A 26,436-nucleotide genomic window follows, 5' to 3' on the forward strand; every position below is an offset into this window, starting at 1 on the left:
ATTCGCCCCATGACTGAGAACTACACAGCCCTTTACGAAGAGCACAAGAAACTCGGCGCTTCCTTCACCGACTTCGGCGGCTGGCAGATGCCGCTCAAGTACAGCTCCGAGCTGGCCGAACACCACGCCGTCCGCAAGGCCGCCGGCATCTTCGACCTCTCCCACATGGGCGAAGTCTGGGTGACCGGGCCGGACGCGGCAGCGTTCCTGGATTACGCGCTGGTGGGCAAGATTTCGGCCATGTCCGTCGGCAAAGCCAAATACTCGCTGATCTGCAATGAGGACGGCGGCATCATCGACGACCTCATCGTGTACCGGCGCCCCGCGGCTGCTGACGCCGCAGAAGGCAGTAGGGACAGGTTCCTCGTGGTGCCCAACGCCGGCAATGCCAAAGTTGTGGCCGGGGCCCTTGCCGAGCGGGCCGCTGCCGGACAGGAGGGGGGCTTCGACGTCGTCGTCGACGATGTTTCCGCCGCCACGTCGCTGATTGCCGTCCAGGGTCCCAAGGCGGAGGAAATCCTCCTGCGCCTGGTTCCCGCCGCGCAGCACGAGCTCGTCACCGGCCTGAAGTACTACGCCGCCGTGGAAGTTCCCTTCCTCGTGGGCGGCGAGGGCCGCCCGCTGCTGCTCGCCCGCACCGGCTACACCGGCGAGGACGGCTTCGAGATCTTCGTGGACAACGACGACGCCGCTGCCCTCTGGCAGGCCATCGTCGCCATTGCGGACGAAGGGGAGCTGACGCCCGCGGGCCTCGCCTCCCGCGATTCGCTCCGCCTCGAAGCCGGAATGCCGCTGTACGGCAACGAGCTGTCCCTCGAGGGCGACCCGTTCGCCGCCGGACTGGGTCCCGTCGTCGCTCTGTCCAAGGAGGGCGACTTCGTGGGCAAGGCTGCCCTGGCCGCCAAGAAGGAAGCGGGCGCAGGCTCCACCTCGGGCCGTAAGCTCGTGGGCCTCAAAGGCCTGGGCCGCCGCGCCGGCCGCGGGCACTATCCGGTGCTCAAGGACGGCAACGTCGTGGGCGAGGTCACCTCCGGCCAGCCGAGCCCGAGCCTTGGCTACCCCGTGGCCATGGCGTACGTCGACGTCGAGTACACCGAGCCGGGCACAGTCCTGGACATCGATCTGCGCGGCAAGGCGGAGCCCTTCGAAGTCGTGGCACTGCCTTTCTACAAGCGCCAAAAGTAGCCCGGAGGGTCCGGGGCCTCCAGCGGTTCCCGGCTCAGCTTGCGCCCGTCGGGGCCGACATCCTCCGCGTGCTCGGTCGCGAAGGCGTCCGCTGAGCGGACGTGTCGCTCCCTTCGACGCACGCTTCCGGATGCCGGCCCCGAAGGGGCCCTCAGGTCAGCTCACCTCTTGACCCACGGACAGGACTCAGAAGATCTGGCACCTTCGAAAGCCAAAGGTGCTGGGGGGATGGACTGCCTGACGGAGGTGGTCCTTCGACCCCCCACTTCGCCAAGCTTGATCATTGGGGGTTGAGCTTGTCGAAACGTCTGGCCCAGAACCAGCCCGCATATTGATTTATCTTTCACTGCCGTGAGTTCCCCACCGGAACTGACGGCCGGGGACGGCGGGTGAGTGGATTCCGGAAGCGTGCACCCCACCGTTCCCTGGCCTCGCAAGCTCGGCCAGGGAACCCGGACGGCGTGGGCCCAGGCACGCGGAGGAATTCAGTTCCCTGTCGCCAACCGACCACACAGATTTCAAACGTAAGGAAAAAACATGGCAAAAGTTGCCCCTGAACTGCAGTACTCCGACGAGCACGAGTGGGTTGCCCGCGAGGCCGGCAACCTGGTCTCCATCGGGATCTCCGCCGTTGCCACCGACGCCCTCGGCGACATCGTCTACGTCGACCTGCCCGAGGTCGGCTCGGCCGTGACCGCGGGGGAGACCTGCGGCGAGGTTGAGTCCACGAAGTCCGTCTCGGACCTGTACTCCCCAGTGACCGGCGAGGTCACGGAAATCAACGCGGCCGTCGTCGAGGACCCGGCGCTGATCAACAGCGATCCGTACGGCGCCGGCTGGCTCTTCAAGGTGGCGGCCGAGTCCGACGGTCCGCTGCTCTCCGCTGAGGACTACGCGTCCAAGAACGGCGGCGAGCTGTGAGCGCCGCGGGCACCGCAACCGCCTTCGAAGCCGTTGCCTCCGCGAGCCTGAATGCCACCCTCGCCGAGCTGGATCCCGAGATCGCGGCGAAGATCGACGACGAACTCACCCGCCAGCGCAACGGCCTGGAGATGATCGCCTCGGAGAACCACACCGCCGCCGCAGTGATGCAGGCGCAGGGCTCGGTGCTGACCAACAAGTACGCCGAGGGATACCCGGGCAAGCGTTACTACGGCGGCTGCGAGCACGTGGATGTCATCGAGCAGCTGGCAATTGACCGGGTGAAGGCCCTGTTCGGCGCCGAATACGCCAACGTGCAGCCGCACTCCGGCGCGCAGGCGAACGCCTCGGTGATGCACGCGCTCATCAAGCCGGGCGACACCATCATGGGCCTGAACCTGGCCCACGGCGGGCACCTGACGCACGGCATGCGGATCAACTTTTCCGGCCGCCTGTACAACGTCATTCCGTACCAGGTCCGCGAAGAGGGCCACCGGATCGACATGGCCGAGGTCGAGCGCCTGGCCCGGGAGCACAAGCCGCAGCTGATCGTCGCCGGCTGGTCCGCCTATGCCCGGCAGCTGGACTTCGCCGAGTTCCGTCGCATCGCCGACTCCGTGGGCGCCTACCTCATGGTGGACATGGCCCACTTCGCCGGCCTCGTCGCTGCGGGCCTCCACCCCTCGCCGGTCCCGCACGCGCACGTCACCACCTCCACCACGCACAAGACCCTCGCCGGTCCCCGTGGCGGCATCATCCTGTCCAATGACGCCGACATCGCCAAGAAGATCAACTCGGCAGTGTTCCCGGGACAGCAGGGCGGCCCGCTGGAGCACGTGATCGCCGGCAAGGCCGTGGCATTCAAGATCGCAGCCTCGCCGGAGTTCAAGGAACGCCAGGAGCGCGTGCTCGCCGGGGCCCGGATCCTGGCCGACCGCCTGGTTCAGCCGGACGTCACTGCTAAGGGCATTAACGTGATCTCCGGCGGCACCGACGTGCACCTGGTCCTGGTTGACCTGCGCCACTGTGAGCTCGACGGCCAGCAGGCCGAAGACCGCCTCGCGGAAATCGACATCACGGTCAACCGCAACGCCGTGCCGTTCGACCCCCGTCCGCCGATGGTCACTTCAGGGCTGCGCATCGGCACCCCGGCCCTGGCCACACGCGGATTCGGTGAGGCGGCCTTCGCGGAGGTCGCGGACATCATCGCCGAGGCACTGATCGCCGACGCCGGCGTGGACCTTTCCGGCCTGCGCTCCCGCGTGGAGGCACTCGCCGAAGCGCACCCGCTTTACCCGGCAGTCGCCGGCCTCGCAACGCCTAAAACCGCGTAGCGTGGATTAAAACAGCACGACGGCGGGCGGCCGTCACAAGCTGCCGCCCGCCGTCGTACTGACCGACTGTACGCCGCGACCCGCGGCCAGACAGTCCCCGGCAGGACCATCTGCCGGACCGAAGCATGACCTAGTTAGGAACCGACAATGGCCGTTGGAGTCTTTGACCTTTTCTCTATTGGGATTGGCCCCTCTAGTTCACACACCGTGGGCCCCATGCGGGCGGCTGCGGTGTTCGCCGAGGAGCTCAAGGCCTCGGGACAGCTGGAGCGCGTGGCGTCACTGCGGGTAGACCTCTACGGTTCGCTCGCCGCAACAGGCCACGGCCACGGCACCATGACCGCCATCCTGCTGGGTCTGGAGGGCTTCCACCCCGAGCTGATCCTGCCCGACGAAGTGGAAACCCGGCTGGCGTCCATCGCCGAAACCGGAATCCTGCAGCTCGCCGGGGCCGGGCAGGGCGCCGGTGTGCCGTTGCCCTACGGCGTCAAGGACATGGTCCTGCGGCCGCTGACCATCCTGCCCAGGCACACCAACGGCATGACCTTTACCGTCGCCGACGCCGCAGGCGAGGTCCTCCACGAAGCAACCTTCTTCTCCGTGGGCGGTGGCTTCATCGTCCGGGACGGCGAAGAGGATGCGGCCCTGAAGGAGCTTGACGAGTCCAAGCAGGAACTGCCGCTGCCGTTCCGCACCGCCGCTGAACTGCTGGCCCACTGCCAGTCCCAGGGCCTGTCCATCGGCGAGGTCATGCTGGTCAACGAACGCGCCTCGCGCTCCGAGGAGGAAATCCGCGAAGGCCTGCTCCACATCTACTCAGTGATGGAGGGCTGCGTGGATGTCAGCCTCAAGCGGGAGGGGCTGCTGCCGGGCGGACTGAAGGTCCGCCGTCGTGCTCCTGACTGGCACGAGCGCCTCCTGAAGGAAGACAAGGACCGCGACCCGAGGTACTGGCAGGAATGGGTCAACCTGATCGCCCTCGCAGTCAACGAGGAAAACGCCTCCGGCGGCCGGGTCGTAACCGCCCCGACCAACGGCGCAGCCGGCATCATCCCCGCGGTGCTGTACTACGCGCTGCACTTCACCCCGGGAATGGACACGGCAAACCAGCAGGACCGCGACGACGTCGTGGTGAAGTTCCTGCTGACGGCCGGCGCCATCGGCGTGCTGTACAAGGAACAGGCCTCCATCTCCGGCGCAGAGGTGGGATGCCAGGGCGAGGTGGGCTCGGCGTCGTCGATGGCCGCCGCAGGCCTCGCCGAAGTCATGGGCGGCTCCCCGTCACAGGTGGAGAACGCCGCGGAAATCGCCATGGAACACAACCTGGGGCTGACCTGCGACCCCATCGGCGGGCTCGTGCAGGTGCCCTGCATCGAGCGCAACGCCATCGCCGCCGCCAAGGCCATCAACGCAGCCAAGATGGCACTGTGGGGCGACGGCTCCCACCGCGTGTCCCTGGACGAAGTCATCGTCACCATGCGCGAGACCGGCAAGGACATGAGCTCCAAGTACAAGGAAACGGCCATGGGCGGGCTGGCCGTCAACGTGGTGGAGTGCTGAGCGTAGGCTGCACTGCCCCGGTTGGTGAGTGCCGCGGTTGGTGAGTGCCGCGGTTGGTGAGTGGCGCGGTTGGTGAGTGCCGCGGTTGGTGAGTGGCGCGGTTGGTGAGTGGTGCGGCCGATGGTGGGGAGCCATGTGAGTTGCGGTCTCGGGCCGTCGCTGGCGCCAGGACGGTACACCCCGGTTTGCTCAACTTCGTGCCAAGATTTCCGCAGGTGGCGGACGCCTAGCTGAGGATTTTCCTAGCTTATCCACATACGCCGCTGTTTTCGTTCCAACCGTTTTCCCTTCATGGTCCCATGGTAGAAACGACCGCCACCCAGTAGGGTCCCGGCGGCCTTGATGGGGGAGACTAAGTTGGCAAAACATCTTGCACCGGCCGCTGCCCGGCGGACGCCTCAGCACCGACGCCGTGCCCTTCGGCTGGCCATGAGCACGGGCACCGCGGTCCTTGCGGTATGTGCTGTTGGATTCCACAGCGACGGTTCAGTCCTTTCTTCCGGGCAGGTGTCGACCCAAATGCCCGGCAACGTTTCAGCGAAATCGCCTCGCGGCTCCGCTGCCGTCGGGCCGGCTACACAGGACACCGGCTCAAGCGCCCGAGCGGTCTCAGCTTCTGCGGAGGCGGTTCTGTCCTACAGCCGTTCCGTGGTCTTTACCGGAACGAAGGAAAGGGTCCAGAAGCTCGATGTGGTGTCAGCCCAGCGGCGGCGTCCCACAGCTGGAACCTTGATGGCACCGTTGGAGGTCCTTACCCGCGTTTCAGGCTTCGGGCTGAGGACAAATCCGATCACGGGCTCAAAGGGGGAGTTTCACTGGGGCCTGGACTTTTCCGCCGCCTGCGGAACGCGCGTCTACTCAGCGGATGCCGGCGTGGTGCGGGCCGTGGGATGGCATCAGTGGGGTGGCGGCAACAGAGTGGAACTCGACCACGGCAACGGATTGATCACCACCTACAACCACCTCGAGGGCATCGCCGTCAAGAAGGGCCAGTCGGTACAGGTCGGGGAAGTCATCGCCAAGGTTGGGACTACCGGGTCATCAACAGGATGCCACCTCCATTTCGAAACGGTTTTGAATGGCAGCCACACGGATCCTGGAAAATGGACGCTGCTGCCCCTGCGCCCGTCTCAGCCTGTTGCCGATATAGCGATGACGGACTATCGGAAGGCGGGCAAACAGAAGGATGCGCCCGTTTGGGCGGTCCCGGTCGGGCATGACCATAGCCATGAAGTGGCAGACGATGAGCATGAATCGCCGGCACGCATCGTTTCACGCACCAGGCGTTCCGCTCCGGCCACCGCCCGTGCCACCGCACCGGTGCCTGCGCGGACTCCTTCGCCGGCCCGCACGGCGGCGCCGGCTCCGATGCCTTCGCCCAGTGCCGCGCCGAGCCCTGTACCGACTCCGACTCCTTCGCCCAGTGCCGCGCCGAGCCCTGTACCGACTCCGATGCCTTCGCCCAGTGCCGCGCCGAGCTCTGCACCGACTCCGACTCCGACGCCTTCACCCAGCGTCGCGCCGAGCTCTGCACCGGTTCCCGTTCCTGCCCGGAATGTAACGCAGGAGCGTGCAAAGGAACCGGAACAGGCATCAACAGACGTGCCGGCTGTCACTGAGACTGAGGCGGCGCAGGCACCGTCGGCAGCCCATATGTCCGTCCCGTAGTGAACGCGCGGGGCAGACGGGCTGCGGCTTGTCGGTCCCCGGTGCGACCATGGAGCCATGGTGGGCACTCTCGGTGGCGGATATGATCCCGGCTTCCTGCGGGAGTCAGTTGAACTGCCCAACCCGGCGGACGCCACCGTCCTCCTGGACTACACGCATTTCTCCATCCGGCTGCGGGCGCCGCGCAGGCTGGCCGCGGTGGCAGCCGTCAACATCAACGGGCGCGAACTGGTGCCGCTGGCACGCGAGGGCACCTGGCATTTTGACACCCGACTTCCGCGGATGCTGCAGACCGGCCCCGAGGTCTACCTGAGCAATGAGCTGGACCGCGGCCACCTGGTCCGGCGCCGCGACCCCGTGTGGGGCGATGAGACCACGGCACGGCACGCCAACCAGGAAACGTTCGCCTATTCCAACGCCGCGCCCCAAGCCGCGGCGTTCAACCAGGGCATGGAGCTGTGGCGCGGCCTCGAGGACCACGTTCTCAGCCACGCGGAGGAGTACGACGCCAGGATCAGTGTCTTCACCGGCCCGGTCCTCGCAGACGACGATGTGCCGTACAGGGGAGTGCAGATACCCCGGAAGTTCTGGAAGATAGCAGCCTGGACCATGGATGGAAGGCTGGCCGCCGCGGGCTTCCTGCTGGACCAGTCACCCCTGCTGGGCAAGGATGAGCTGGCTCAGGCCATCCGGGAGCGGCTGCTGGCGGACGAGCCTCCGCCCCTTGGCCCCTTCCGCGCTTTCCAGGTTCCGTTACGGGGCATTTCCGCGTTGGCCGGGATACCGCTCACCCAGCTGGAGGAGTCGGACCGCTTCAGCGTCGGAGGGGAGCGGCCGCGCCCGGAAAACAATGCGATGTTGCTCACTGATGTGGCGCAAATACGGCTTTGAGCAGGGCCGGAAGCGGGCGCATCCAGCCGGCAGCACAACCGGGCGGATAGACTTGAGGCTGCCTCACCGGGCAGCAGCTGCTGACACGTACGCGAAGATTGGACACGGCACACTTGCGAGAATTCACTGCCCGCTTTGCCTCCTCCGAGGAGGTCGCCAACTGGGATTCCCACGTCACCGCGAACCCGAACGGTGGAAACCTGCTTCAGTCGGAGGCATTCGCCGACGTTAAACAACACTTTGGCTGGAAGACCCTCCACCTCGTCTACGAAACAGCTGACTACGTGAGCTACAACCTCGTCCTGGAAAAGAGCTTTCCGGTGCTGGGGAAGCTCTGGTACCTCATCAAGGGGCCGGACGTGGCCGACGTCGAAGACATTCCGGGCATCACCAAAGCCAACGCGGACTTCGTCAAGCGGACCCGGCTCGGCGTATTCGCCATCAAGATCGAGCCTGACATCGTGCTGAGCGACTCAGCCCGCCAGGTCATCGAGGGGGCCGGGCTGGTCAAGACGCCCAACCTTCAGCCCAATGACTCCACCGCGCTCCTGGACATCTCCCCAGACGAGAACCAGCTGCTCCGGAACCTGCACTCCCGTGGCCGGAATGCGGTGCGCCGCGCCATCCGTGAGGGGGTGGAAGTCCACAACGTGGAACCCACCGAAGAGAATTTCCGTGCCATGTACGGTCTGATGACCACCACAGTGGAGGCGAAGTCCCAGGTCAGGGTCCGTGAGTACGAGTACTACCGCCAGTTCTGGACCAACTTCATCAAACGCGGCCAGGGCCGTCTTTTGTTCGTCTACGAGGACGGTGTGCCATCGGTTGGCGCCTTCGTGATCAACTACGGCCGCAAGGGCACGTACAAGGACGGCGGCTCCCTCCAGAAACGCAGCCAGTACGGCGATTCGCACCTCGTGCAGTGGACAGCGATCAACCAGCTCAAGGAATTGGGCTGCACGGAATACGACTTCTGCGGCACTCCGCCCAGCGACAAGCTCAAGGACACGTCCAACCCGTTCCACGGGCTGGGCCTGTTCAAGACCAGCTTCAGCAAGACCGTCACCGACTTCGTGGGCTGCTACGACCAGGTCATCAGCCCGCTGAAGTACAAGGCGTGGATGGCGGCCGGCGAACGCGTCGCCCGTCAGGTCTACACGAGGCGGACAGGACAGCAGTTCTACTAATACCAACGGCAGCTAGCGGAGGGAGGCCGGAATGATCAAACAACCCCAGGGGCCCAGGAAGCCGCGGACGGACGGCCTGCCCAACACAGAGCCTCTGACACCTTCACAGGTGCACCAGAACGCCGCTGCCAAGCGCATGCTGCGCCGCCTGGTCCAAGGGGATAACCCGCCGACGGCGCCGCTGAGCATCGTGGACCGGCTCGCAGGGAGCCCCTACGCCAACCCGATGATCCAGGTCAGCGGCGTGGATACCTCGGCGCGCAAGACCATGGACTTTGCGCTGCACCTGGCCGAATCCATGTTCCGATATGGTGCCGGCGCCCTGGAAGTGGAGACGAGCATCATCGCCGTCACTGCTGCCTTTGGTCTGAAGAACATCGAGGTGGATATCACCAACCAGTCGGTGACCATCAACTACGCGCCCACGGACCAGACACCCATCGCGCTCCTGCGTGTGGTCCGTTCCTGGACCAACAATTATGCCGGGCTGGCCAAGGTCCACCAGCTGGTCACCGACATCGTGGCCGGAGGCGTGGGCCGGGACGAGGCAGGCCGCCGGCTCGACGAGATTGTCCGCAGCCCGAAGCCGTTTCCACGCTGGATGGTGACGGTCGCGTTCGCTGTGTTTTCGGCGCTGTTCGTGGGCGTGATCGGTGGCGGCCTGGGCGCGTCGGTGGTCGCGTTCGCCTCTAACCTGCTGATCAGCCTGGTGGCCCGGAAGCTGGGCCGGTGGCGGACGCCTGACTTCTTCATCACGGCGTCCTGCTCCTTCGTGGTTACGGTCATCGCGTTGCTCATGTGGAAGTTCGGCAGTCCTGTCGGGGTCCGGCTAGCCCCCGCCATTGTGGTGGTGGGCGGTATTCTGCTCCTGCTTCCCACCGGGCGGCTCGTGTCCTCGGTCCAAGATGCCATCAACGGCTTCCCCGTCACGGCGGCCGGCCGGTTCTTGTCTACGCTGCTGACGTTCGGGGCAGTCGTCGCCGGCATTGCCGTCGCGTTTGTGGTGGGGGACAGGATCGGCATGGAGCCGATCGATGTCACAGAGACATTCCCGCCCGCCTACCCGCTGTGGGCGCAGGTGATTATGGTTGCCATCGCCGTCGTAGCGATCGGCATCACGGAACAAACAGACTGGAAGCTGTTGCTTCCGACGGCGGCTGTAGGTGTGGTGGGACACCTGGCCCTCATCAGTGGCGAGATGCTCGGCGTCGGCCCGAACTTCTCGCCGGCGCTGGCCGCTGTGGTGATCGGCCTGCTGGCCCGCCTCGTGGCGTTGAAGATGGGCGCCCCGCAGCTCGTGGTCGCCGTGCCTGCCGGCCTGATTCTCCTGCCCGGCCTCACCATATTCCGGTCGATGTATGTCCTGACCATTGGGGAATCCGAGATCCTGCTGGGCGCCGGAGGGATGCTGAACGCCGGTGCAATTGTGTTCGGCGTGGCCGGCGGCATTGTGCTCGGTGACACGCTGGCCAGGCCGCTCACCCGGAGCCTCGCCAGCAACGAGCGGCGGCGCGCCCGGCGCCGCTAGCGGTTCAGCACTGTCACTGGAGGGTGACGCTGCCGCTAGCAGCGTCACCCGCCGCTGGCGCCGCTAGGTGGACTCTCGCTGCCCTAAATCTTCCTGCGCTATATCTTCCCGATGGGGAGCTTCTTCTCGGCCTGGAAGTCATCCTCCACGCGGCCGAGGGCCCAGTAGCCGGACAGTGACACTTGGCTTCGCTCCAGGCCGCGCTCGCGGAACAGCACCTCGCGCAGGCCCTTCATATAGCCGCGTTCGCCGTGCGCAAAGACATCAACGCGCCCTTCCGGCCACTCAGCATCGCGGACCGCGTTGATCAGGAGTTCGCCGCCTCCCGCCGGTGCACCTTCGCGCTTGAGCCACACCAGTTGGAGACCGAGGGGGGCGGCAATGGCCTGGATGTCAGCATCCGTATCCACTTCCAGGAACGCCATCCCCGTTGCGTCCGCGGGCAGCGACTCGATCACGGCGGCGCAGGCAGGCAGGGCTGCCTCGTCCCCGGCCACCAGGTGCCAGTCCGCGGTGGGGTCTGGGTTGTAGCCTCCGCCGGGCCCGGTGAGAATCAGGCTATCGCCCGGCTGGGCGGAAGCGGCCCATGGTCCGGCGAGCCCTTCGTCGCCGTGGATGACGAAGTCGATGGCCAGCTCCCGCGCAGCCTTGTCCACCCAGCGGACAGTGTATGTCCGCGTGTATGGCCACTGCTCCCGAGGCATCGTCTCCCGTACCGCCCAAAGGTCCAGTGGCTCCGGATAGTCCAGGCCCGGCTGGGGGAAGGCAATCTTTACGTACCTGTCCACAAAGTCGTTGTGCACGTATTCGGTGAAGCCGTCACCGCCCGCGACAATCCGCACCATGTGCGCCGACAGCTGCTCACGCCTAAGGACCGTCAGGTTGATCTGGGGGCGGGACTTCCGATTGGCGGAGGTCTCGGCGGGAACTGAAGTCATGGAAGTAAGCCTAGGCTAAGCCCGCCGTCGGCACGGCAGCCGCGGGCGGGCCGGTTCCCAGCGTTACGGCCATCAGCTTCACGGTCAACGGCGAATTTCGCTGCCGGTCACAGCACGGGCAATTCCCAGTCAACTTCGCCGTCGCCCTGCTCCCGCAGCAAGCTGTTGACCCGGCTGAACGGCCGGGAGCCGAAGAACCCGCGTGACGCAGACAGCGGGCTGGGGTGGGCGCTGGCGACCACAGGGGTCTCGTCCAACAGGGGGCGCATGCCCTCGGCGTCCTTGCCCCACAGCACCGCGACCAGCGGGAGCCTCCTGCCATCCGCCCCCCGGCGGTGGGCGACGGCGGAGACCGCCGCCGTCGTAATGGTTTCCCAGCCCTTTCCGCGGTGCGAGCCGGCGGCACCCTCGCGGACGCTCAGGACCCGGTTGAGCAGCAGCACGCCCTGGTCGGACCAGGCGCCGAGGTCGCCATGGACTCGAGCCGGGAGTCCCAGGTCGGACTCAAGTTCCTTGTAAATGTTCGCGAGGCTGCGGGGGATGGGCCTGGTCCGGCCGTCTACGGAAAAGGCCAGGCCTACCGCGTGGCCCGGAGTGGGGTATGGGTCCTGGCCCACGATCAGCACCCGCACGTTTGCCAGCGGCTGGCGGAAGGCCCGGAGAACGTTCGACGGCGCGGGCAACACCGGGTGCCCCGCCGCGATCTCCCCGGCCAGGAAGGAGAGCACCGCCCTCAATTCACCTTCCACCCCGGCGAGGGCCATGGCCCAGTCGGGGGCCACGAGTTCGTCCAGGGGCATGGCAGCCATGTCGGCGAAGCTCAGACTGCCGCTCTCGGCCTGCACCAGCTCGAACAAGGGTTCAGGTTCCATCACGTGTCCATTGTTCCAGTGCCGGCGCATCACGTCACACGGCGTAAATGACAAGGCTGTTATTCATCCGTACCATGGGGGTTGGACTTTTACCGGATTCAGCGAAGGAGTGTGCAGTGGCGGAGCCGTTGCAGGACCATCTCGCAGACCCGTCCCACGCGGCAGCCGGCGAGCCGGACGCCGCGCTCCAGCGCGGCTCGCTGCTGGATGACTTCCAGTTGCGGGACTCGCCGCTGAGCGAACGTGAGCAGCAGATGCTGGCTCTGGAGCGGCAGTGGTGGAAATACGCGGGAGCCAAGGAACAAGCCATCCGTGAGCTGTTCGATCTCTCCGCAACGCATTACTACCAGATCCTCAACGCGCTGATCGATACCGAGCATGCATTGGCCCACGACCCCATGCTGGTGAAGAGATTGCGTAGACTACGTACGTCACGTCAGCGGGCCCGCACTGCACGCCGCCTGGGTTCTGACGCGTAATCGTTAGGGCCGATTGCCGGCCAAGACCAACAAGGACGTCTCTTCACCATGACCAACTATGCTCGGGACGAATTCGACAGGGTACCGGAGGCCACTTCCCGGCAGGGCGTGCACCGCGCTCCCGCTGCCGCGGCACGCCCCCGCCTGTGGCCCATCCTGAGCGTGGGGATCGGCGCCCTGGTCGTCGGCCTGGCCGCATTTCTCCTGCTGCCGCAGCTTGGGTTCGAGAAGGCAGTGAGCCCGTTCTCAGCCAAGGCCGAAGCCGCCGCGCCGTCGGAGTCGTCCGCGCGCCCCTCGGTCACGCCATCGGCAGCTGAGTCGTCCGGCGCCGCGGAGGCAGAAAAGCCGTCGGAAACGCCGTCCGCCAGTGAGTCTGCATCGCCCTCTACCACCGCTCCCGGGGCGATCGAAGAGTTTGGATCAGCAGTGGACAAAACTCTGCCGGTCTCCGTCTACAACGGCACGCTGACATCCGGACTCGCCGGCCGTGTCGGCGCAACCGTCGAGGCCGACGGCTGGGTACTGGGTGAGGTTGCCAACTGGCAGGGTGCCCCCCAGAAGCAGTCGGTCATCTTCTACTCTGATGCCGCACATCGGGCCAGCGCTGAGGCCCTCGGTGACCTGCTGAACATCACCACCTTTGTGGAGAGCGCGGAATTCCAAACGCCCTTTGCCGTGGTGCTGGGCCCTGGCTACGAGTGACGTTGTGGGTTACGCCTGAATAACTATTGGGTCGGGTTCCGGCTCTCCTCCTGCCGCCCGGCGGGCCCGAATAGATAGAGTGACTTCAGACTTCGAAGCGTAATTCACGGCGCACACTGAAGTGGGCCTTACGGAAGCAATCTGAAAGTGTGGAGATCATGGCATTGGGTACCGTGAAGTGGTTCAACGCCGAAAAGGGCTACGGCTTCATCACTGTTGACGGCACGGGCGACGACGTTTTCGTGCACTGGTCCGCCATTCAGGGCGACGGGTACCGTGCGCTCGACGAGGGCCAGCGCGTGGAGCTCGAGGTCGGCGAAGGCGAAAAGGGCCCGCAGGCCGAGAACGTCCGGCCTGCCGAGTGACGCGTCCCGCCGCCGGGAGGCGCACCCGGGTGACTGTACGGCGGCGGCCCGGCATTGTGAAGCCCGCCCGCACCGCTGTCTGGGGCGCCGCCGCCGTCTTGGCGCTGGGCGCCTGCTCGGGACCGGACGGAAGTGCCAGGACGGCATCGGTGGAGGCCAGCGGCGACGGAATCTTGCGGATCGGCCTGATCCTGGACAACACAGGCGCCCAGGCGTTCCTGAATAAGGCCCAGCTTGCCGCCGCCAAACTCGCCGTCCAGGAGATCAATGCCGCCGGCGGCCACAAAGGCAGGCCGGTGGAACTGCTGCCGGAAAAGGTCAGTGCCGACACCGCCGCCCAAGCCCGGGAACTCGTGGCGGCGAAGGCCGACGTCGTGATCGGACCCACCGATTCGAGCCGCGCTCCGGCGGCCATCGATGTGCTGTCCAAGGCCAGGATCGCGCTCATCTCGCCTGCCAATACGGCGAGGGACCTGAGCGCCTACAAGAGCGGCGGCTACTACTTCCGCACTGCCGCAGCCGATATTGCCCAGGCTGCGGTGCTGGTGAAGCTGGCCAAGGACGGCGGGGCCAAGAGCCTCGCCGTGGTCCATGAGGAGGGCACCTACGGAACGGAAGTATCCGCGGCGGTGTCCGATTCCGCGAAGAGTGCCGGGTTGGATCCCGTGACAGTGGCCGGCTTCAAACCCGGCGCGGCGCAGAATGCGGCAGCCGCCGCCGGTGCTGCCGCTCCGGACGCCGTCGTTGTGGTTGCCCGTGAAGGTGCGCAGGGCGCCATAGCAGAATTGACCAACGCCGGCCTGACGGGAAAGCGACTGATCCTGTCCGACGGCGCCTTCCGGCAGTACGGCTCGGACCTCGGGTCCAAGGCGCTGGAGGGCGCCCGCGGGGTCGTCCCGGGGGTGTTTCCCTCAGCTCACCTGCAGGGTGAACTTGTCGCCGTGGATGCGGAGCTGAAGGACATGACCTTTGCCTCTGAGACCTTTGATGCAGTCAATCTTGCGGCCCTGGCGGCCGCCGCGGCCGATGACGACGCGGGCGCATCGGTGGCCGCGATGCTGATCACCGTCTCGGGCGGGTCCGCCGGAACAGCCACCCAGCCCGCCGGCAAGCCATCCGTCTGCAGGACGTACAAAGAATGCCTGGCCGGTCTCAAAGCCGGAACGGCCATTGATTACGACGGCGAGTCGGGCCCGGTCCGGTTCAACGCCGACGGCGACGTCACGGTGGCCAACTACATGGTGTTCACATACGGGGCGGACAACAAAGCGAAACTCACCGGCAGCGAAACGGCAAGCCGGGCCGCCAGCTGATCGCTGGCAGCGAAGTGTCCGCGGACGCGTCCCGTTTTTCTCGCCCGCTGCTTGCACTCTCCCCGGGGGAGTGCTAATTATTGATTAGCACTCTTGCGTATCGACTGCTAAAGCGTCGCCCGGTTTAGGCCGTCAGCGAGGCTTGGCAGGCGTGCATGGAGCGAAAGAAACACCTGGTTGGGGTGAGATCCGTACTGCCGGCATACAGAGGCCTGCAGGAAAGATCGTCCGTCGCGGGCACCGCAACGAGGTTCATTCTTAACGACTGTCCCCGAAAGGACTACTGCCGTTATGGCCAAGATCATTGCATTTGATGAAGAGGCACGCCGCGGCCTCGAGCGGGGCCTTAACACCCTCGCCGACGCCGTCAAGGTCACCCTCGGCCCGCGTGGACGCAACGTCGTCCTCGAAAAGAAGTGGGGCGCCCCCACGATCACCAACGATGGTGTTTCCATCGCCAAGGAGATCGAGCTGGACGATCCCTACGAGAAAATCGGCGCCGAACTGGTCAAGGAAGTTGCCAAGAAGACGGATGACGTCGCTGGCGACGGCACCACGACGGCAACCGTGCTGGCACAGGCACTGGTCAAGGAAGGCCTGCGCAACGTTGCGGCCGGCGCTGACCCGCTGTCCCTCAAGCGCGGTATCGAGAAGGCAGTTGAAGCGGTAACCCGCGAACTGCTGGACAACGCCAAGGAAATCGAAACCAAGGAAGAGATCGCCGCTACGGCGTCCATCTCCGCCGGTGACGACGAAATCGGCGCCCTCATTGCCGAAGCCCTGGACAAGGTCGGCAAGGAAGGTGTCATCACCGTCGAGGAGTCCAACACCTTCGGCCTGGAGCTGGAACTCACCGAAGGCATGCGCTTCGACAAGGGTTACATCTCCGCATACTTCGTCACGGACACCGAACGTCAGGAAACGGTCCTCGAGGACCCGTACATCCTGATCGTCAACTCCAAGATCTCCAACGTCAAGGAACTGGTTGCTGTCCTCGAAAAGGTCATGCAGTCCAACAAGCCGCTGCTGATCATTGCCGAAGACATCGAGGGCGAGGCCCTGGCCACCCTGATCGTCAACAAGATCCGTGGCACCTTCAAGTCCGTTGCCGTCAAGGCCCCGGGCTTCGGTGACCGCCGCAAGGCACAGCTTGCCGACATCGCCATCCTCACCGGTGGCCAGGTCATCGCCGAGGAAGTTGGCCTGAAGCTTGAGACCGCTGGGCTGGACCTCCTGGGCCGCGCCCGCAAGGTGGTTGTCACCAAGGACGAGACCACCATCGTTGAAGGTGCCGGCGACGCCGACCAGATCGCCGGCCGCGTTTCCCAGATCCGCGCCGAGATCGAAAACTCCGACTCCGACTACGACCGCGAGAAGCTGCAGGAGCGCCTGGCCAAGCTGGCCGGCGGCGTTGCAGTCATCAAGGCCGGTGCCGCGACCGAAGTTGAGCTCAAGGAACGCAAGCACCGCATCGAGGACGCCGTCCGCAACGCGAAGGCTGCCGTTGAAGAGGGTATCGTCGCCGGCGGTGGCGTGGCCCTGATCCAGGCTGGCCTGAAGGCATTCGCGAACCTGCAGCTCGAAGGCGACGAGGCAACCGGTGCGAACATTGTCCGCGTTGCCATCGACGCCCCGCTGAAGCAGATCGCCTTCAACGCAGGCCTCGAGCCCGGCGTTGTGGTCGACAAGGTCCGCGGCCTGCCCGCTGGCCACGGCCTGAACGCTGCAACCGGCGAGTACGTCGACCTGCTGGCTGCCGGCATCAACGACCCCGTCAAGGTAACCCGCTCTGCCCTGCAGAACGCGGCTTCCATTGCCGGCCTGTTCCTCACCACGGAGGCAGTAGTAGCCGACAAGCCGGAGAAGAACGCTCCGGCCATGGCCGGCGGCGACGAGATGGGCGGCATGGGCGGTTTCTAACCCCCGGGCCTCCTAGTCGCTAACGCGTAAGAGCAGCAGCGGCCCCGCCTTCGGGTGGGGTCGCTGCTGGTTTTTAACAGCGTGGAGATGTTTTTTGTTGGCATGGACGTGGCTGCTCCCCAGGTCCGGCGGTCCACCGGACCTGGGGGTGAAAACAGTGCCGGCTGGGTCTGGCAGGATGGATTCGTGACGATTACAGCAGCGGCCGACGGTTCGGCTTTAGGAAATCCCGGCCCGGCCGGATGGGCCTGGTACGTGAACGACGATTGCTGGCGCGCCGGAGGCTGGCCACACGGAACGAACAACCAGGGTGAGCTGATGGCTGTGCTGGATCTCTTCCGCGCCACGGCCCACATACCGCAGGAGGACCTGCGCATCCTTTGCGACAGCCAGTATGTCATCAACTCGGTGACCAAATGGATGCCGGGCTGGAAGCGCAAGGGATGGCGCAAGGCGGATGGCAAGCCCGTACTTAACGTGGACCTCCTCAAGGAGATTGACAAGGAACTCGCAGGGCGGAAGTACACCTTCGAATGGGTCAGGGGCCACACCGGCCACGACCTGAACGAAGCCGCCGACGAGCGTGCCCGCGCCGTCGCACTGTCCTTCCAGCAGGGGGTCGCTGCACGCTCCGGCCCCGGCTTCCGCGGAGCGGCAGCACTGGGGGTAGAGGATGCCCCGGGCACCCGCGCAGGACTGAACGGCGATGAACGGGCCGGCACTGAACTGGACGGCGCTGAACTGGACGGCGCTGACGAATTGGACCTCTTTGGCAGCCAGGACCGTCCGCTAGCAGACAGCAGTGTGACGGGCACCAGACTTGTTACAGAGAGCGAGCCGGATCTCTTCAGCGAAATGGAAGCGGACGCCTTTGCCGCCACGCCCGGCGGCAGCGTGAGTCCGGAAGAAACCGTGGAGGCGCTCGAGCGCGAGCTCCTCCGCCCGGATGTGCGCAGTGACATCGGGCGGATAGGCGTGCTCCTGCACCCGGAATTCACGGAGATCGGACGCTCCGGCCGGATCTGGACGCGCGACGCACTGATGATGTCGCTTGAGGAAAGCCCGGGCGGCCCGAGGGAGCTGGAGATGATTAGCACGGAGCGGATCGGTGCGGACGCCATCCTGCTGACCTATCGGAGCCACTCCCGTGCCGGCACTGCCCTCTGCAGCTCCCTCTGGGTCCTCGACGGCGGGCAGTGGCGCCTCCGCTTCCATCAAGGCACCCCCGAGGCCTGACGGGCCCGCCAACGGACTCGGAAGCCGAACCGGTCCACCGGCGAGCGTGGGGACTGACGGGCCTCTCAGGTGAAGCGCTGGGCGTTGCCCTGCTCGGCCTGGGCGTAGGTGGCGGCGGCAGAGGAGAGCGCGAGGTTGATGGAAGCCAGGGAGGCCTCCACCTTTCCCTGCGTCACGGTCCACTCGGTGACGAGTGCCTGGAAGTTTGTGGCTGCAGAGCCGCGCCACGTGGCCTGGAGTTCGTCCAGGCCACGCTTCATCGTCTGGACGTCGGCGCTGATGCGGTCAACTGTCGCCTTGACGTTGGCTGACTTCACCTGGAGGAGTTCGGTATCGACGGAAATGATGCTCATGGCTCTGGCCTCTCGACGTTCGCTGGACCGGTGCTTGCGGAACCGGCTATGGGAAGACAGGGACTGGTGTTCCGGTCCACTGAGTCGAGCCTACGAACGCGGCCGCAGCGGGCGCCACGGCTAATTTCTATATGTGCATAACCTGATCGTCGTCCTGGCTCCTGTCGTCCCTGCTCCCGCGCTGCTGGCTGTCGGCGTCCCCGTGGCGGGTTTCCTGCGAGTCATCCCGGAGGGGGAGGCTGACGGCAAGCGTGGCGCCGCCGCCGTCGGTCGGTTCCACCCGGACTGAGCCGCCGTGCGAGCCGACAATGGCCGCCACGATGGCCAGGCCCAGTCCGCTGCCGCCGGTTTCCCGGGTGCGCGAGGTGTCCGACCGGTAAAAACGCTCGAAGATCCTGGGCGCTTCGCTTTCAGGAATGCCGGGCCCGTGGTCGCGGACTTCGAGCACAGCCCGGGGTGCACCGTCCTCGCCCGTCCGCACGCCGACGGCGAGCTCTATCGGCGTACCCTCCGGGGTGTACCGCAAGGCGTTGCCCACGAGGTTTCCCACCACCTGGCGGAGCTTCGCCTCGTCGCCGAGAACGGGGGCCGGTGCGGCGCTCCCGCCGTCGAGCCCGATCAGGGCGATGGTGCGGTTTCTGGCGCTCGCGTGGGTATCCACGACGGCGTCGTGGGCGATCAGCTGCAGGTCCACCGGCTTCTGCTGCAGCGGCCGCTGCTCGTCCAGCCGGGCAAGCAGGAGCAGGTCCTCCACCATGGAGCCCATCCGCTTGGCTTCGCTCTCGATCCTGCCCATGGCGCTTGAAATGTCCTCGTCTGATTGCAGGGCACCATGCCGGTAGAGCTCCGAGTAGCCCCTGATGGTCACCAGCGGTGTGCGCAGCTCATGGGAAGCATCCGCCGCGAAACGGCGCATCCGGTCCTCTGAGGCCATCCTGGCCGCAAAAGCCGCCTCGATGTGGGCCAGCATGGCGTTGAGGGACCGTCCCAGCCGGCCGACCTCCGTGGCTGGGTTTTCCACCGCGACGCGGCGGGACAGGTCCCCGGCCGCAATGGCGGCGGCCGTCTTTTCCACCCTGGCGAGCGGCCTGAAGGATCTGGTGACCGTCCAGGACGCGATAAAGAAGGCGAGGACCAGGGTCAGCAGTCCGACGCCGACGACCACCAGGGTAGCGTGCCGCAAGACCTCATCGACAGGTGAGAGCGGCAGCCCGACAACCACCACTGCCCGCTCCTGCTCGCTGGTTACGACGCTGACCGCGACGACCCGCCAGTTCTTGCCGTCGCTGCCGCGGACCTGGTACGGCTTCAGGCCGCGCTGGCGGGCCTCATCCAGCGAGATTGAGTCGATGTCGGGGCGGTCAGCCTTGCCGTCGAGATTGCTTCTCCCGGCATCCGGAAAGTAGATGGTCACGGTGTAGTCGGTTGGGACCACAGGGTTCGGCACAAGGAGCTGGTTGAAGGACCGCTGCCGCTCGGCGGACTGGACGGCGGCCTGGAGTTTGTCGTCCACCTGGCCCTCAAGATAGCTGCGCAGCAGCGTCAGGGTGCCGGCTCCGGTCACTGCCAGGGCCACCAGCAGGAGCGCCATCATGATGGCCACCAGTTGGGACCGGAGTGTGGCGGACTTCCAGCGCTCGAGCAAGGTCAGCGCTTTTCTGCTGTCCGCAGCACGTAGCCCACGCCGCGCTTGGTCTGGATCAGGGCCGGCGCTTCGGGATCGATGTCCACCTTGCGGCGCAGGTACGAGATGTAGGACTCCACGATCGAAGCATCGCCGTTGAAATCGTATTCCCAGACGTGGTCCAGGATCTGTGCCTTGGAGAGGACGCGGTTCGGATTGAGCATCAGGTACCGGAGAAGCTTGAACTCGGTGGGGGACAGCTCAATCACCGTCCCGCCGCGGCGCACCTCGTGGGCATCGTCGTCGAGCTCGAGGTCGTCCACGCGGATGACGGCCTCGTCATCATCCAGCATGGGCTGGGTGCGGCGGAGCACGGCACGGATCCTGGCCACCACCTCATCGAGGCTGAATGGCTTGGTGACGTAGTCGTCGCCGCCCACGGTGAGTCCGGTGACCTTGTCCTCGGTGTCGTCCTTGGCGGTCAGGAACAGAACGGGGAAATGCTTGCCTGCGGCGCGCAGCCGGCGCGTGACAGTGAAGCCGTCCATGTCCGGCAGCATGACATCCAGCACGGCCAGATCGGGTGAGTGGGTTTCCGCAGCCGCGAGGGCGTCCCGTCCGTTGCCGGCCGAGACCACTTCGAATCCGGCGAAGCGCAGCGACGTGGACAGCAGCTCGCGGATGTTCGGCTCGTCGTCGACCACGAGGAGCTTGGCTTCGGCACCGTTCTTTTTCATATCTCCCATGATGCTCCCAGAAACTGGGAGTTATCTGGATGAATGTTGTGTGTTGCTTGGGTTAGCCCATCGCGCCGGCGTCCTTGGCGTCCATGATGCGGTACGCATAGCCCTGCTCGGCCAGGAACCGCTGGCGCTTGGCGGCAAAGTCCTGGTCCAGAGTGTCCCGTGCCACCAGTGAGTAAAAGCGTGCGGCCCTGCCGTCCTGTTTCGGCCGCAGCAGCCGGCCGAGCCGCTGGGCCTCCTCCTGCCTGGAGCCGAAGGAACCGGAGACCTGGATGGCCACGGACGCCTCCGGCAGGTCGATGGAAAAGTTGGCCACCTTGGAGACCACGAGCATCTGGACCTCACCCGCGCGGAACGCATCAAAGAGCTTCTGGCGTTCCTTCACGGACGTCTCGCCCTTGATCACCGGGGCATTAAGGCGCTCGCCGAGCTCATCAAGCTGGTCGATGTACTGGCCGATCACCAGCACCTGCTCGCCGCGGTGTTTCTCCACCAGCTGCTCCGCCACCACCGTCTTGGTCGCCGACGTGGCGCACAGCCGGTACTTGTCGGCGTCATCGGCCATGGCGTAGGCAACACGTTCATCGCGGGGGAGGTCGACCCGCACCTCCACGCAGTCGGCGGGCGCGATATACCCCTGGGCCTCGATGTCCTTCCACGGCGCGTCATAGCGTTTCGGTCCGATGAGGCTGAAGACCTCGCCCTCGCGGCCGTCCTCGCGGACCAACGTGGCGGTCAGCCCCAGACGGCGCCGGGCCTGGAGGTCCGCCGTCATCCGGAAGATCGGTGCGGGAAGCAGGTGGACTTCGTCGTAGATGATCAGCCCCCAGTCGTTCCCGTCCACGAGCTCCAGGTGCGGGTACAGGCCGCCGCGCTTTGTGGTGAGCACCTGGTAGGTGGCGATGGTGACCGGCCGGACTTCCTTGACAGCTCCCGAATACTCACCGATCTCGGATTCCGTGAGCGACGTCCGCCTGAGCAGCTCATCCTTCCACTGCCGGGCGGAGACGGTGTTGGTGACGAGGATGAGCGTGGTGGTGGAGCTGGTGGCCATGGCTGCCGCCCCCACCAGGGTTTTGCCCGCGCCGCAGGGGAGCACCACCACGCCGCTGCCGCCGGCCCAGAAGTTCTCCGCCGCCAGCCGCTGGTAAGGCCGCAGCTTCCACCCCGACTCGTTCAGCATGATGGGGTGGGGTGTCCCGTCGACGTACCCCGCCAGGTCCTCCGCGGGCCAGCCGATCTTGAGCAGCAGTTGCTTCAGCTGGCCGCGCTGGGAGGAGTGGACCACAACGGTCTCGCCGTCAATGCGCGGTCCCAGCAGCGGCTGGATCTTCTTGGCCCGGCTGACCTCCTCGAGCACGGGGTAGTCGCTGGTGCGCATCACCAGCCCGTGCTGCGGATCCTTTTCCAGCCGGAGCCGGCCGTAACGGGACATGGTTTCTTCGATGTCGATCAGGAGCGAGTGCGGCACCGGGAAACGGGAGTACTTGAGCAGCGTATCCAGCACCTTCTCGGCGTCGAGGCCCGCCGCCCGCGCATTCCAGAGGCCCAGCGGGGTCAGCCGGTAGCTGTGCATATGCTCCGGAGCGCGCTCCAGCTCGGCGAACGCCGCGATGGCGTGCCTGGCTTCGGTGGCTTGCTCGTGGTCCACTTCGAGGAGGATGGTTTTGTCGCTCTGGACAATCAGGGGGCCGTCATTCACGCGGCGTCAACTTTCACGGACGCATTTCCTCTGTTGCTTCGATGTCGATGATCCGGTGGATGGACAGCACCCGCTCGGTGTCCTTGGCGGGGTCGAAGACCCGGACCCGTCCGCCGGTGACCGATACGGGAACAACGGTTTCCAGCTTGGCATTCCCCATGCTGTCCACCACATTCATGGTGACCCGCTGTTTGAGCCTGATGGCTGTCCGCAGCGTCTCCAGCCCCAGCTGCGTGGCTTCCTCTCCGCCGTTGAGGGCCGCGCTGGCACGATGCCCGTTGGGGCCAGCCACAGCCGCGTGGCTGCGCAGTACCGTGAGCTGGGCGGCAATGTCGGCTTCCGGCGGCGCCGTCCGCGGAGCGCTGTAGACCGGGCGCCCCGCGGCGCCAGCCACCGGGGCTGTGCGGTTCAGGCGGACGACGGCGGAACCGGACTCTTCGACGGCAGGTGACAGTCCCAGCCCGCGCAGCACCAATGCGGTCTGCCGGGGTGGTGCGGAGGAAACCAGGACGGTGGGGGCGATCCGGACGAGGTTCAGCGAGGCCGCCGCGGCCTCGCCGGCCAGCTCGACAAGTGCCGCTTCGTCATCGCTTTGGATAAAGCTGGCGGCTGCCCCGACCCGCAGCTTGCCATGCCGCTGGGCGGTGTCCTCGATGAGATACTCCAGCGGCTGCGGAACGGCGGTGGCCGAATGTCGGCGCAGGAAATCCAGCATGGACGCGGAATCCAGCCCCCCGTCGAGGGCACGCCGGATGGATTGCACCGAGAACCGGTAGATGGTGGCAGGGCCCTGCCCCTCGGCGTCTGCCATCCGCTGCAGCTGTTCGCTCAGCTCCGGCGTCAGGTATCCCGGAGCGACAGCGGTAAGGTCGGCCTGCAGCAGGACATGGTTCAGCGCCGCCGGGAGGTGCTCGCCGAGGATGTTCATCGCGTCGTCCGGCGCATCCGCTGCAATGGCGGCGCCCAGCTGGCTCAGGGCACCCGAGCCGATCAGCCCGAGCATCTCAGCCTCGGCCAGGACCCCGCGGATCAGCGAGCTGAAGCGCCGTGCCATGCGGGGCTGAGACCATTCCGCGCGCTGCAGCACGGCATCGGCATTGAGGACGGGAGCCGTGCCGTCGGCTGCCTCCGCTTCCAGCGTCAGCTCGTGCAAAATCTCCAGGATTCTCTTGCGGACGACCGGCGCATCGGGCCGCTGGGCCTCAGCGGACAGAGCATTGATCGTGGTGCCGGCGGCCGTCCGGTGGCTCGGCGGTCCGGAAGGCTGGGCGGTGACGGGCTGCCCCACCAGCGACGGGGCGCGTTCGCTGGCCAGCCAGGCGTTGACCAGCCAAAGCCACTGTTCCTGCCGGGGCAGGCCCAGCCACTCCAGCTGGGGCGTCGGCTGCACCCAGCAGGAGCTGTCCACGTCCAGTCGGATCAACCCCGCCAGGGCGCAGAACTCAAGCAGCACCGCCGCCATGTGCTGGTCCACCCGCAGGGCCTCGGCAAGCCTGCGCATTTCGCGGATGCCCACTCCGCCGCTCCGCAGCGTGGCCAGCGGCTGCTCCCTGACGGCATGGAGCAACTCGCCGGTGAGCCGCAGGGTTTCGGCGATGGCGCCGAGGGCAGCGTTCCGGCGCAGGGAAGCGGTGGTTGTTCCCAGCGTGGGTCTGGGGGGAGTGAGGGAAAAGTTGTCGATCACGGCCCCGCCGCGGAGCGACATGCCGACGCTGTGCGGCAGTTCCACATGAGCGGCGTCCAGGGGCACCAGCAGGCCGCGGGCCAGCAGCCAGTCCACCGGCCCCACATCGTGGCTCTCGGCGGTGACTGATGCTTTTCGCTGTGCCTGGGGGACGGCACCCATGGCCCAGTTGCTGAACCTGGCGAGCAGCGCCGTCGTGCGTTCGGGGGCCTTGGCGAGGATAGCGCGCAAAGCCTCCGGAGAGGAGGTCCAGTGCTGCAGCGCCAGCGCTGCCTCCATGGGAGTGGTGGCCGCCTGGATGGCGGCACCGCTGCGGTGCAGTTCGCCGACCAGCTGGACGACGCGCTGGGCGAAAGCCGGCTGCAGCCGGACCAGCTCGGTGTAGCTTCGCCCGAGCCCGGCCGGATAGATGCCGACGACGTCCTTCAAGCTGCCCACCGGCAGGTAATACCGCTGCCGGTGGGCAGCGGGGCCGGCGGTGTGAGGAGGCTCTGCCCGTTGGACCAGTGCCAGTTCCTGGAGCGACAGAAGGATCCGTTCAACAGCGGCCACCGTTGAGCCGGCGATCATTTTCTTGACGCCCGTGGCAGACGCGCTGTGCCCGGTGTCCGTGTTCGTGCACAGGTGCAGGGTCTCCAGCACCTGCATCTGGGGCCGGTTCAGCCGTTCCAGGGCGCGCTGCACGCTGACTCTGGCGCTGGCGCGCGCTGCCAGGGCCGCGAAGTCCGGGACGCCCGGCGAGATCAGGTCCGGCCGAGCAATGAACAGAGCACGCAGCGACTCGTCGCTGCGTGCCTCAAGTTCCTTGCTGAGCGCACGAATGAGGGACATCAGTCCAACGTTACCGCCCGCTGCCGCTTCCTGTCCGTCGGCGTGCGGCAACGCCGTCGATCACTAGGACGAACATCAGGATGAAAGCGAGCGGAAGTCCATAAAGAGCGGTGGATGTTATCCAGGGCGGAGCGGCCTGGCCGCCAAAGGCCATCGCCATAACCGTTCCCACGGCGGCCAGGGAGAGCACTGCCAGGATTGCAGCGGCGATCATCAGGGGACGCCGGAAACGCGTGGGTATCATGCACGTAACGCTAACAGTCCGGCCACGGCCGCGCCTCAAAGCAGGAATCCAGAGCCAGTCAGGATAACCTTGAATCAACAGACCAACATGGACCAGGCAGTCATTCCCTGAACCCGCATATCAGTGCGGATGCGGTGATGGCCGGACATGTCTTAGTAACGCCAGAACGAAGAAGGTTGATTACGTGCCTACCGGCAAAGTCAAGTGGTATGACAAGGACAAAGGTTTCGGGTTCCTCGCAGGTGAGGACGGGCAGGAAGTGTTCCTGCCCAAGTCGGCGCTTCCCGAGGGCGTCCACGAACTGAAGGCCGGCACCCGCGTTGAATTCGGTGTGGCTGACGGCCGCAAAGGTGCCCAGGCCCTGGGCCTCCGTGTCCTGGACAAGACGCCGTCCATCGCCAAGGCCAAGCGGCCTAACGCCAAGGACCTCGCACCGCTGGTACAGGACCTTGTCAGCGTGCTGGACAACCTGTCCGGCACGCTGTCCGCAGGCAAGTACCCGGAGGGTAATAAAGGCAAAGCCATCGCTGCCGCCCTGCGTAAGGTTGCCGACGAGCTGGACGCTTAGGCATCCCCATGAACCCGGAACCTGATCAGGCCGAGTCCAAGGTGGAGCCAAAGGCCCCCAAACGGCGCGCCGGTGTCCCGGTATGGCGCACCGGTAAGCCGGACGCCGTCCTGGCGGCTGCCGTGGACGTTGCACGGTCCGCCATTGAAGGCATAGCGAAGGCATCCGAAATCGGCGAGCACATCGCAGCGCGCACCGAGGGCGACCGCCTGGTGACGCACCTCTTCGAATCGCGGCTGCCCGGGTACGTCGGCTGGCAGTGGTATGCCGTGCTCACGCGCAACTCGCGGTCCAAGGTGATAACGGTGAATGAGCTGGGCCTGTTGCCCTCGGAGGACTCCATCCTCGCACCGGAGTGGATCCCGTGGGCCGAACGGGTACGGCCCGAGGACGCCCAGGAAGACGCCGCTGAAGAAGGCGGCACTGATGCCGGCGAGGCGGAGGAACCTGCAGAATCCCCAGAGGAGGAGCAGGCCAGGGCTCCAAGGGAAGATTCCGTCGAGCCGTCCGGCGGCGGAACGGCGGACGGCGCCGGCCCGGACACAAGCCCGGACGACGCCGTCGAACGCTGACGCTGTCAGCGTCACC

Annotated in this window: 24 protein-coding genes and 1 pseudogene; 16 read left to right on the top strand and 9 right to left on the bottom strand. The window is 66.0% G+C overall.

The window, feature by feature from the left end; translation table 11 throughout:
• Positions 1 to 9: 9 nt before the first annotated feature.
• From gcvT to J7E80_RS24580, 5 genes and pseudogenes are all read left to right on the top strand, one after another.
• Positions 10 to 1,185 (top strand): glycine cleavage system aminomethyltransferase GcvT, encoded by a 1,176-nt coding sequence (gene gcvT / locus J7E80_RS08080; RefSeq protein WP_215050962.1) that lies wholly within the window; start codon positions 10 to 12, stop codon positions 1,183 to 1,185.
• A gap of 537 nt (positions 1,186 to 1,722) precedes the next feature.
• Positions 1,723 to 2,106, top strand: coding sequence for a glycine cleavage system protein GcvH (gene gcvH / locus J7E80_RS08085; protein WP_215050963.1), 384 nt, complete (start codon positions 1,723 to 1,725; stop codon positions 2,104 to 2,106).
• Positions 2,103 to 3,440 (top strand): serine hydroxymethyltransferase, encoded by a 1,338-nt coding sequence (gene glyA / locus J7E80_RS08090; RefSeq protein ID WP_311380784.1) that lies wholly within the window; start codon positions 2,103 to 2,105, stop codon positions 3,438 to 3,440. The genes gcvH and glyA overlap by 4 nt, the downstream gene beginning before the upstream one ends.
• A gap of 147 nt (positions 3,441 to 3,587) precedes the next feature.
• Positions 3,588 to 5,000, top strand: a complete 1,413-nt coding sequence (locus J7E80_RS08095) for an L-serine ammonia-lyase (protein ID WP_215050964.1) — start codon at positions 3,588 to 3,590, stop codon at positions 4,998 to 5,000.
• A 732-nt stretch (positions 5,001 to 5,732) separates the two neighbouring features.
• Positions 5,733 to 6,086, top strand: a pseudogene (locus J7E80_RS24580) (M23 family metallopeptidase); the annotation flags it as partial.
• Between the two features lie 74 nt (positions 6,087 to 6,160).
• Here the strand turns inward: J7E80_RS24580 and J7E80_RS23735 are convergent.
• The gene (locus tag J7E80_RS23735) at positions 6,161 to 6,727 is read right to left on the bottom strand and encodes a hypothetical protein (protein ID WP_251036654.1); all 567 of its coding nucleotides are present in this window, start codon (positions 6,725 to 6,727) and stop codon (positions 6,161 to 6,163) included.
• Here J7E80_RS23735 and J7E80_RS08105 point away from each other — a divergent pair.
• The 3 genes from J7E80_RS08105 to J7E80_RS08115 all read left to right on the top strand — a co-directional run bounded on the left by J7E80_RS08105 (position 6,726) and on the right by J7E80_RS08115 (position 10,274).
• Complete coding sequence (locus tag J7E80_RS08105) at positions 6,726 to 7,559, top strand: DNA/RNA non-specific endonuclease (protein ID WP_215050966.1); 834 nt, start codon at positions 6,726 to 6,728, stop codon at positions 7,557 to 7,559. The two genes, J7E80_RS23735 and J7E80_RS08105, sit on opposite strands and share 2 nt — an antisense overlap.
• 113 nt (positions 7,560 to 7,672) lie before the next feature.
• Complete coding sequence (locus tag J7E80_RS08110) at positions 7,673 to 8,746, top strand: peptidoglycan bridge formation glycyltransferase FemA/FemB family protein (protein WP_215050967.1); 1,074 nt, start codon at positions 7,673 to 7,675, stop codon at positions 8,744 to 8,746.
• A gap of 31 nt (positions 8,747 to 8,777) precedes the next feature.
• Positions 8,778 to 10,274 (top strand): threonine/serine exporter ThrE family protein, encoded by a 1,497-nt coding sequence (locus J7E80_RS08115; protein WP_215050968.1) that lies wholly within the window; start codon positions 8,778 to 8,780, stop codon positions 10,272 to 10,274.
• A gap of 98 nt (positions 10,275 to 10,372) precedes the next feature.
• Here J7E80_RS08115 and J7E80_RS08120 read toward each other — a convergent pair whose 3' ends face one another.
• The gene (locus tag J7E80_RS08120; RefSeq protein ID WP_215050969.1) at positions 10,373 to 11,212 is read right to left on the bottom strand and encodes a siderophore-interacting protein; all 840 of its coding nucleotides are present in this window, start codon (positions 11,210 to 11,212) and stop codon (positions 10,373 to 10,375) included.
• A gap of 107 nt (positions 11,213 to 11,319) precedes the next feature.
• A complete protein-coding gene (locus J7E80_RS08125; protein WP_251036642.1) occupies positions 11,320 to 12,084 on the bottom strand; it encodes a uracil-DNA glycosylase in 765 nt (254 codons plus the stop codon).
• Positions 12,085 to 12,200: 116 nt separating this feature from the next.
• Here J7E80_RS08125 and J7E80_RS08130 point away from each other — a divergent pair, with 116 nt between their 5' ends.
• From J7E80_RS08130 to J7E80_RS08155, 6 genes are all read left to right on the top strand, one after another.
• Positions 12,201 to 12,563, top strand: a complete 363-nt coding sequence (locus J7E80_RS08130; protein ID WP_396020732.1) for a DUF3263 domain-containing protein — start codon at positions 12,201 to 12,203, stop codon at positions 12,561 to 12,563.
• 48 nt (positions 12,564 to 12,611) lie between these two features.
• Positions 12,612 to 13,265 carry a LytR C-terminal domain-containing protein gene (locus J7E80_RS08135; protein ID WP_215050970.1) on the top strand — a complete coding sequence of 218 codons (654 nt, stop codon included), beginning with the start codon at positions 12,612 to 12,614 and terminating at the stop codon, positions 13,263 to 13,265.
• A 158-nt stretch (positions 13,266 to 13,423) separates the two neighbouring features.
• A complete protein-coding gene (locus J7E80_RS08140) occupies positions 13,424 to 13,630 on the top strand; it encodes a cold-shock protein (RefSeq protein WP_215050971.1) in 207 nt (68 codons plus the stop codon).
• A gap of 29 nt (positions 13,631 to 13,659) precedes the next feature.
• Entirely contained in the window at positions 13,660 to 14,943 is a 1,284-nt protein-coding gene (locus tag J7E80_RS08145; RefSeq protein WP_311380785.1) for an ABC transporter substrate-binding protein, read from the top strand.
• Between the two features lie 291 nt (positions 14,944 to 15,234).
• The gene (gene groL, locus J7E80_RS08150; RefSeq protein WP_215050972.1) at positions 15,235 to 16,863 is read left to right on the top strand and encodes a chaperonin GroEL; all 1,629 of its coding nucleotides are present in this window, start codon (positions 15,235 to 15,237) and stop codon (positions 16,861 to 16,863) included.
• 186 nt (positions 16,864 to 17,049) lie between these two features.
• The gene (locus tag J7E80_RS08155) at positions 17,050 to 18,099 is read left to right on the top strand and encodes a ribonuclease HI family protein (protein ID WP_215050973.1); all 1,050 of its coding nucleotides are present in this window, start codon (positions 17,050 to 17,052) and stop codon (positions 18,097 to 18,099) included.
• A 65-nt stretch (positions 18,100 to 18,164) separates the two neighbouring features.
• Here J7E80_RS08155 and J7E80_RS08160 read toward each other — a convergent pair whose 3' ends face one another.
• The 6 genes from J7E80_RS08160 to J7E80_RS08185 all read right to left on the bottom strand — a co-directional run bounded on the left by J7E80_RS08160 (position 18,165) and on the right by J7E80_RS08185 (position 25,280).
• A complete protein-coding gene (locus J7E80_RS08160; protein WP_215050974.1) occupies positions 18,165 to 18,452 on the bottom strand; it encodes a WXG100 family type VII secretion target in 288 nt (95 codons plus the stop codon).
• A gap of 127 nt (positions 18,453 to 18,579) precedes the next feature.
• Positions 18,580 to 20,097, bottom strand: a complete 1,518-nt coding sequence (locus J7E80_RS08165; RefSeq protein WP_215050975.1) for a cell wall metabolism sensor histidine kinase WalK — start codon at positions 20,095 to 20,097, stop codon at positions 18,580 to 18,582.
• 2 nt (positions 20,098 to 20,099) lie between these two features.
• Complete coding sequence (locus tag J7E80_RS08170) at positions 20,100 to 20,813, bottom strand: response regulator transcription factor (protein ID WP_215050976.1); 714 nt, start codon at positions 20,811 to 20,813, stop codon at positions 20,100 to 20,102.
• 61 nt (positions 20,814 to 20,874) lie between these two features.
• Positions 20,875 to 22,521, bottom strand: coding sequence for a DNA repair helicase XPB (locus tag J7E80_RS08175; protein ID WP_215050977.1), 1,647 nt, complete (start codon positions 22,519 to 22,521; stop codon positions 20,875 to 20,877).
• Positions 22,522 to 22,534: 13 nt separating this feature from the next.
• Positions 22,535 to 25,036: a helicase-associated domain-containing protein gene (locus J7E80_RS08180; protein ID WP_215050978.1), complete on the bottom strand. Its 2,502-nt coding sequence runs from the start codon at positions 25,034 to 25,036 to the stop codon at positions 22,535 to 22,537.
• Between the two features lie 10 nt (positions 25,037 to 25,046).
• Positions 25,047 to 25,280 carry a hypothetical protein gene (locus J7E80_RS08185; protein WP_215050979.1) on the bottom strand — a complete coding sequence of 78 codons (234 nt, stop codon included), beginning with the start codon at positions 25,278 to 25,280 and terminating at the stop codon, positions 25,047 to 25,049.
• A 184-nt stretch (positions 25,281 to 25,464) separates the two neighbouring features.
• On the opposite strand from J7E80_RS08185, the gene J7E80_RS08190 reads away from it, so the two are divergent.
• A complete protein-coding gene (locus J7E80_RS08190; RefSeq protein WP_215050980.1) occupies positions 25,465 to 25,848 on the top strand; it encodes a cold shock domain-containing protein in 384 nt (127 codons plus the stop codon).
• 8 nt (positions 25,849 to 25,856) lie between these two features.
• The gene (locus J7E80_RS08195) at positions 25,857 to 26,420 is read left to right on the top strand and encodes a DUF3027 domain-containing protein (protein WP_215050981.1); all 564 of its coding nucleotides are present in this window, start codon (positions 25,857 to 25,859) and stop codon (positions 26,418 to 26,420) included.
• The last annotated feature ends 16 nt before the right edge of the window (positions 26,421 to 26,436 follow it).

The organism is Arthrobacter sp. ISL-28 (assembly GCF_018613875.1).
In the GTDB taxonomy this organism is placed as follows: Bacteria; Actinomycetota; Actinomycetes; order Actinomycetales; family Micrococcaceae; genus Arthrobacter.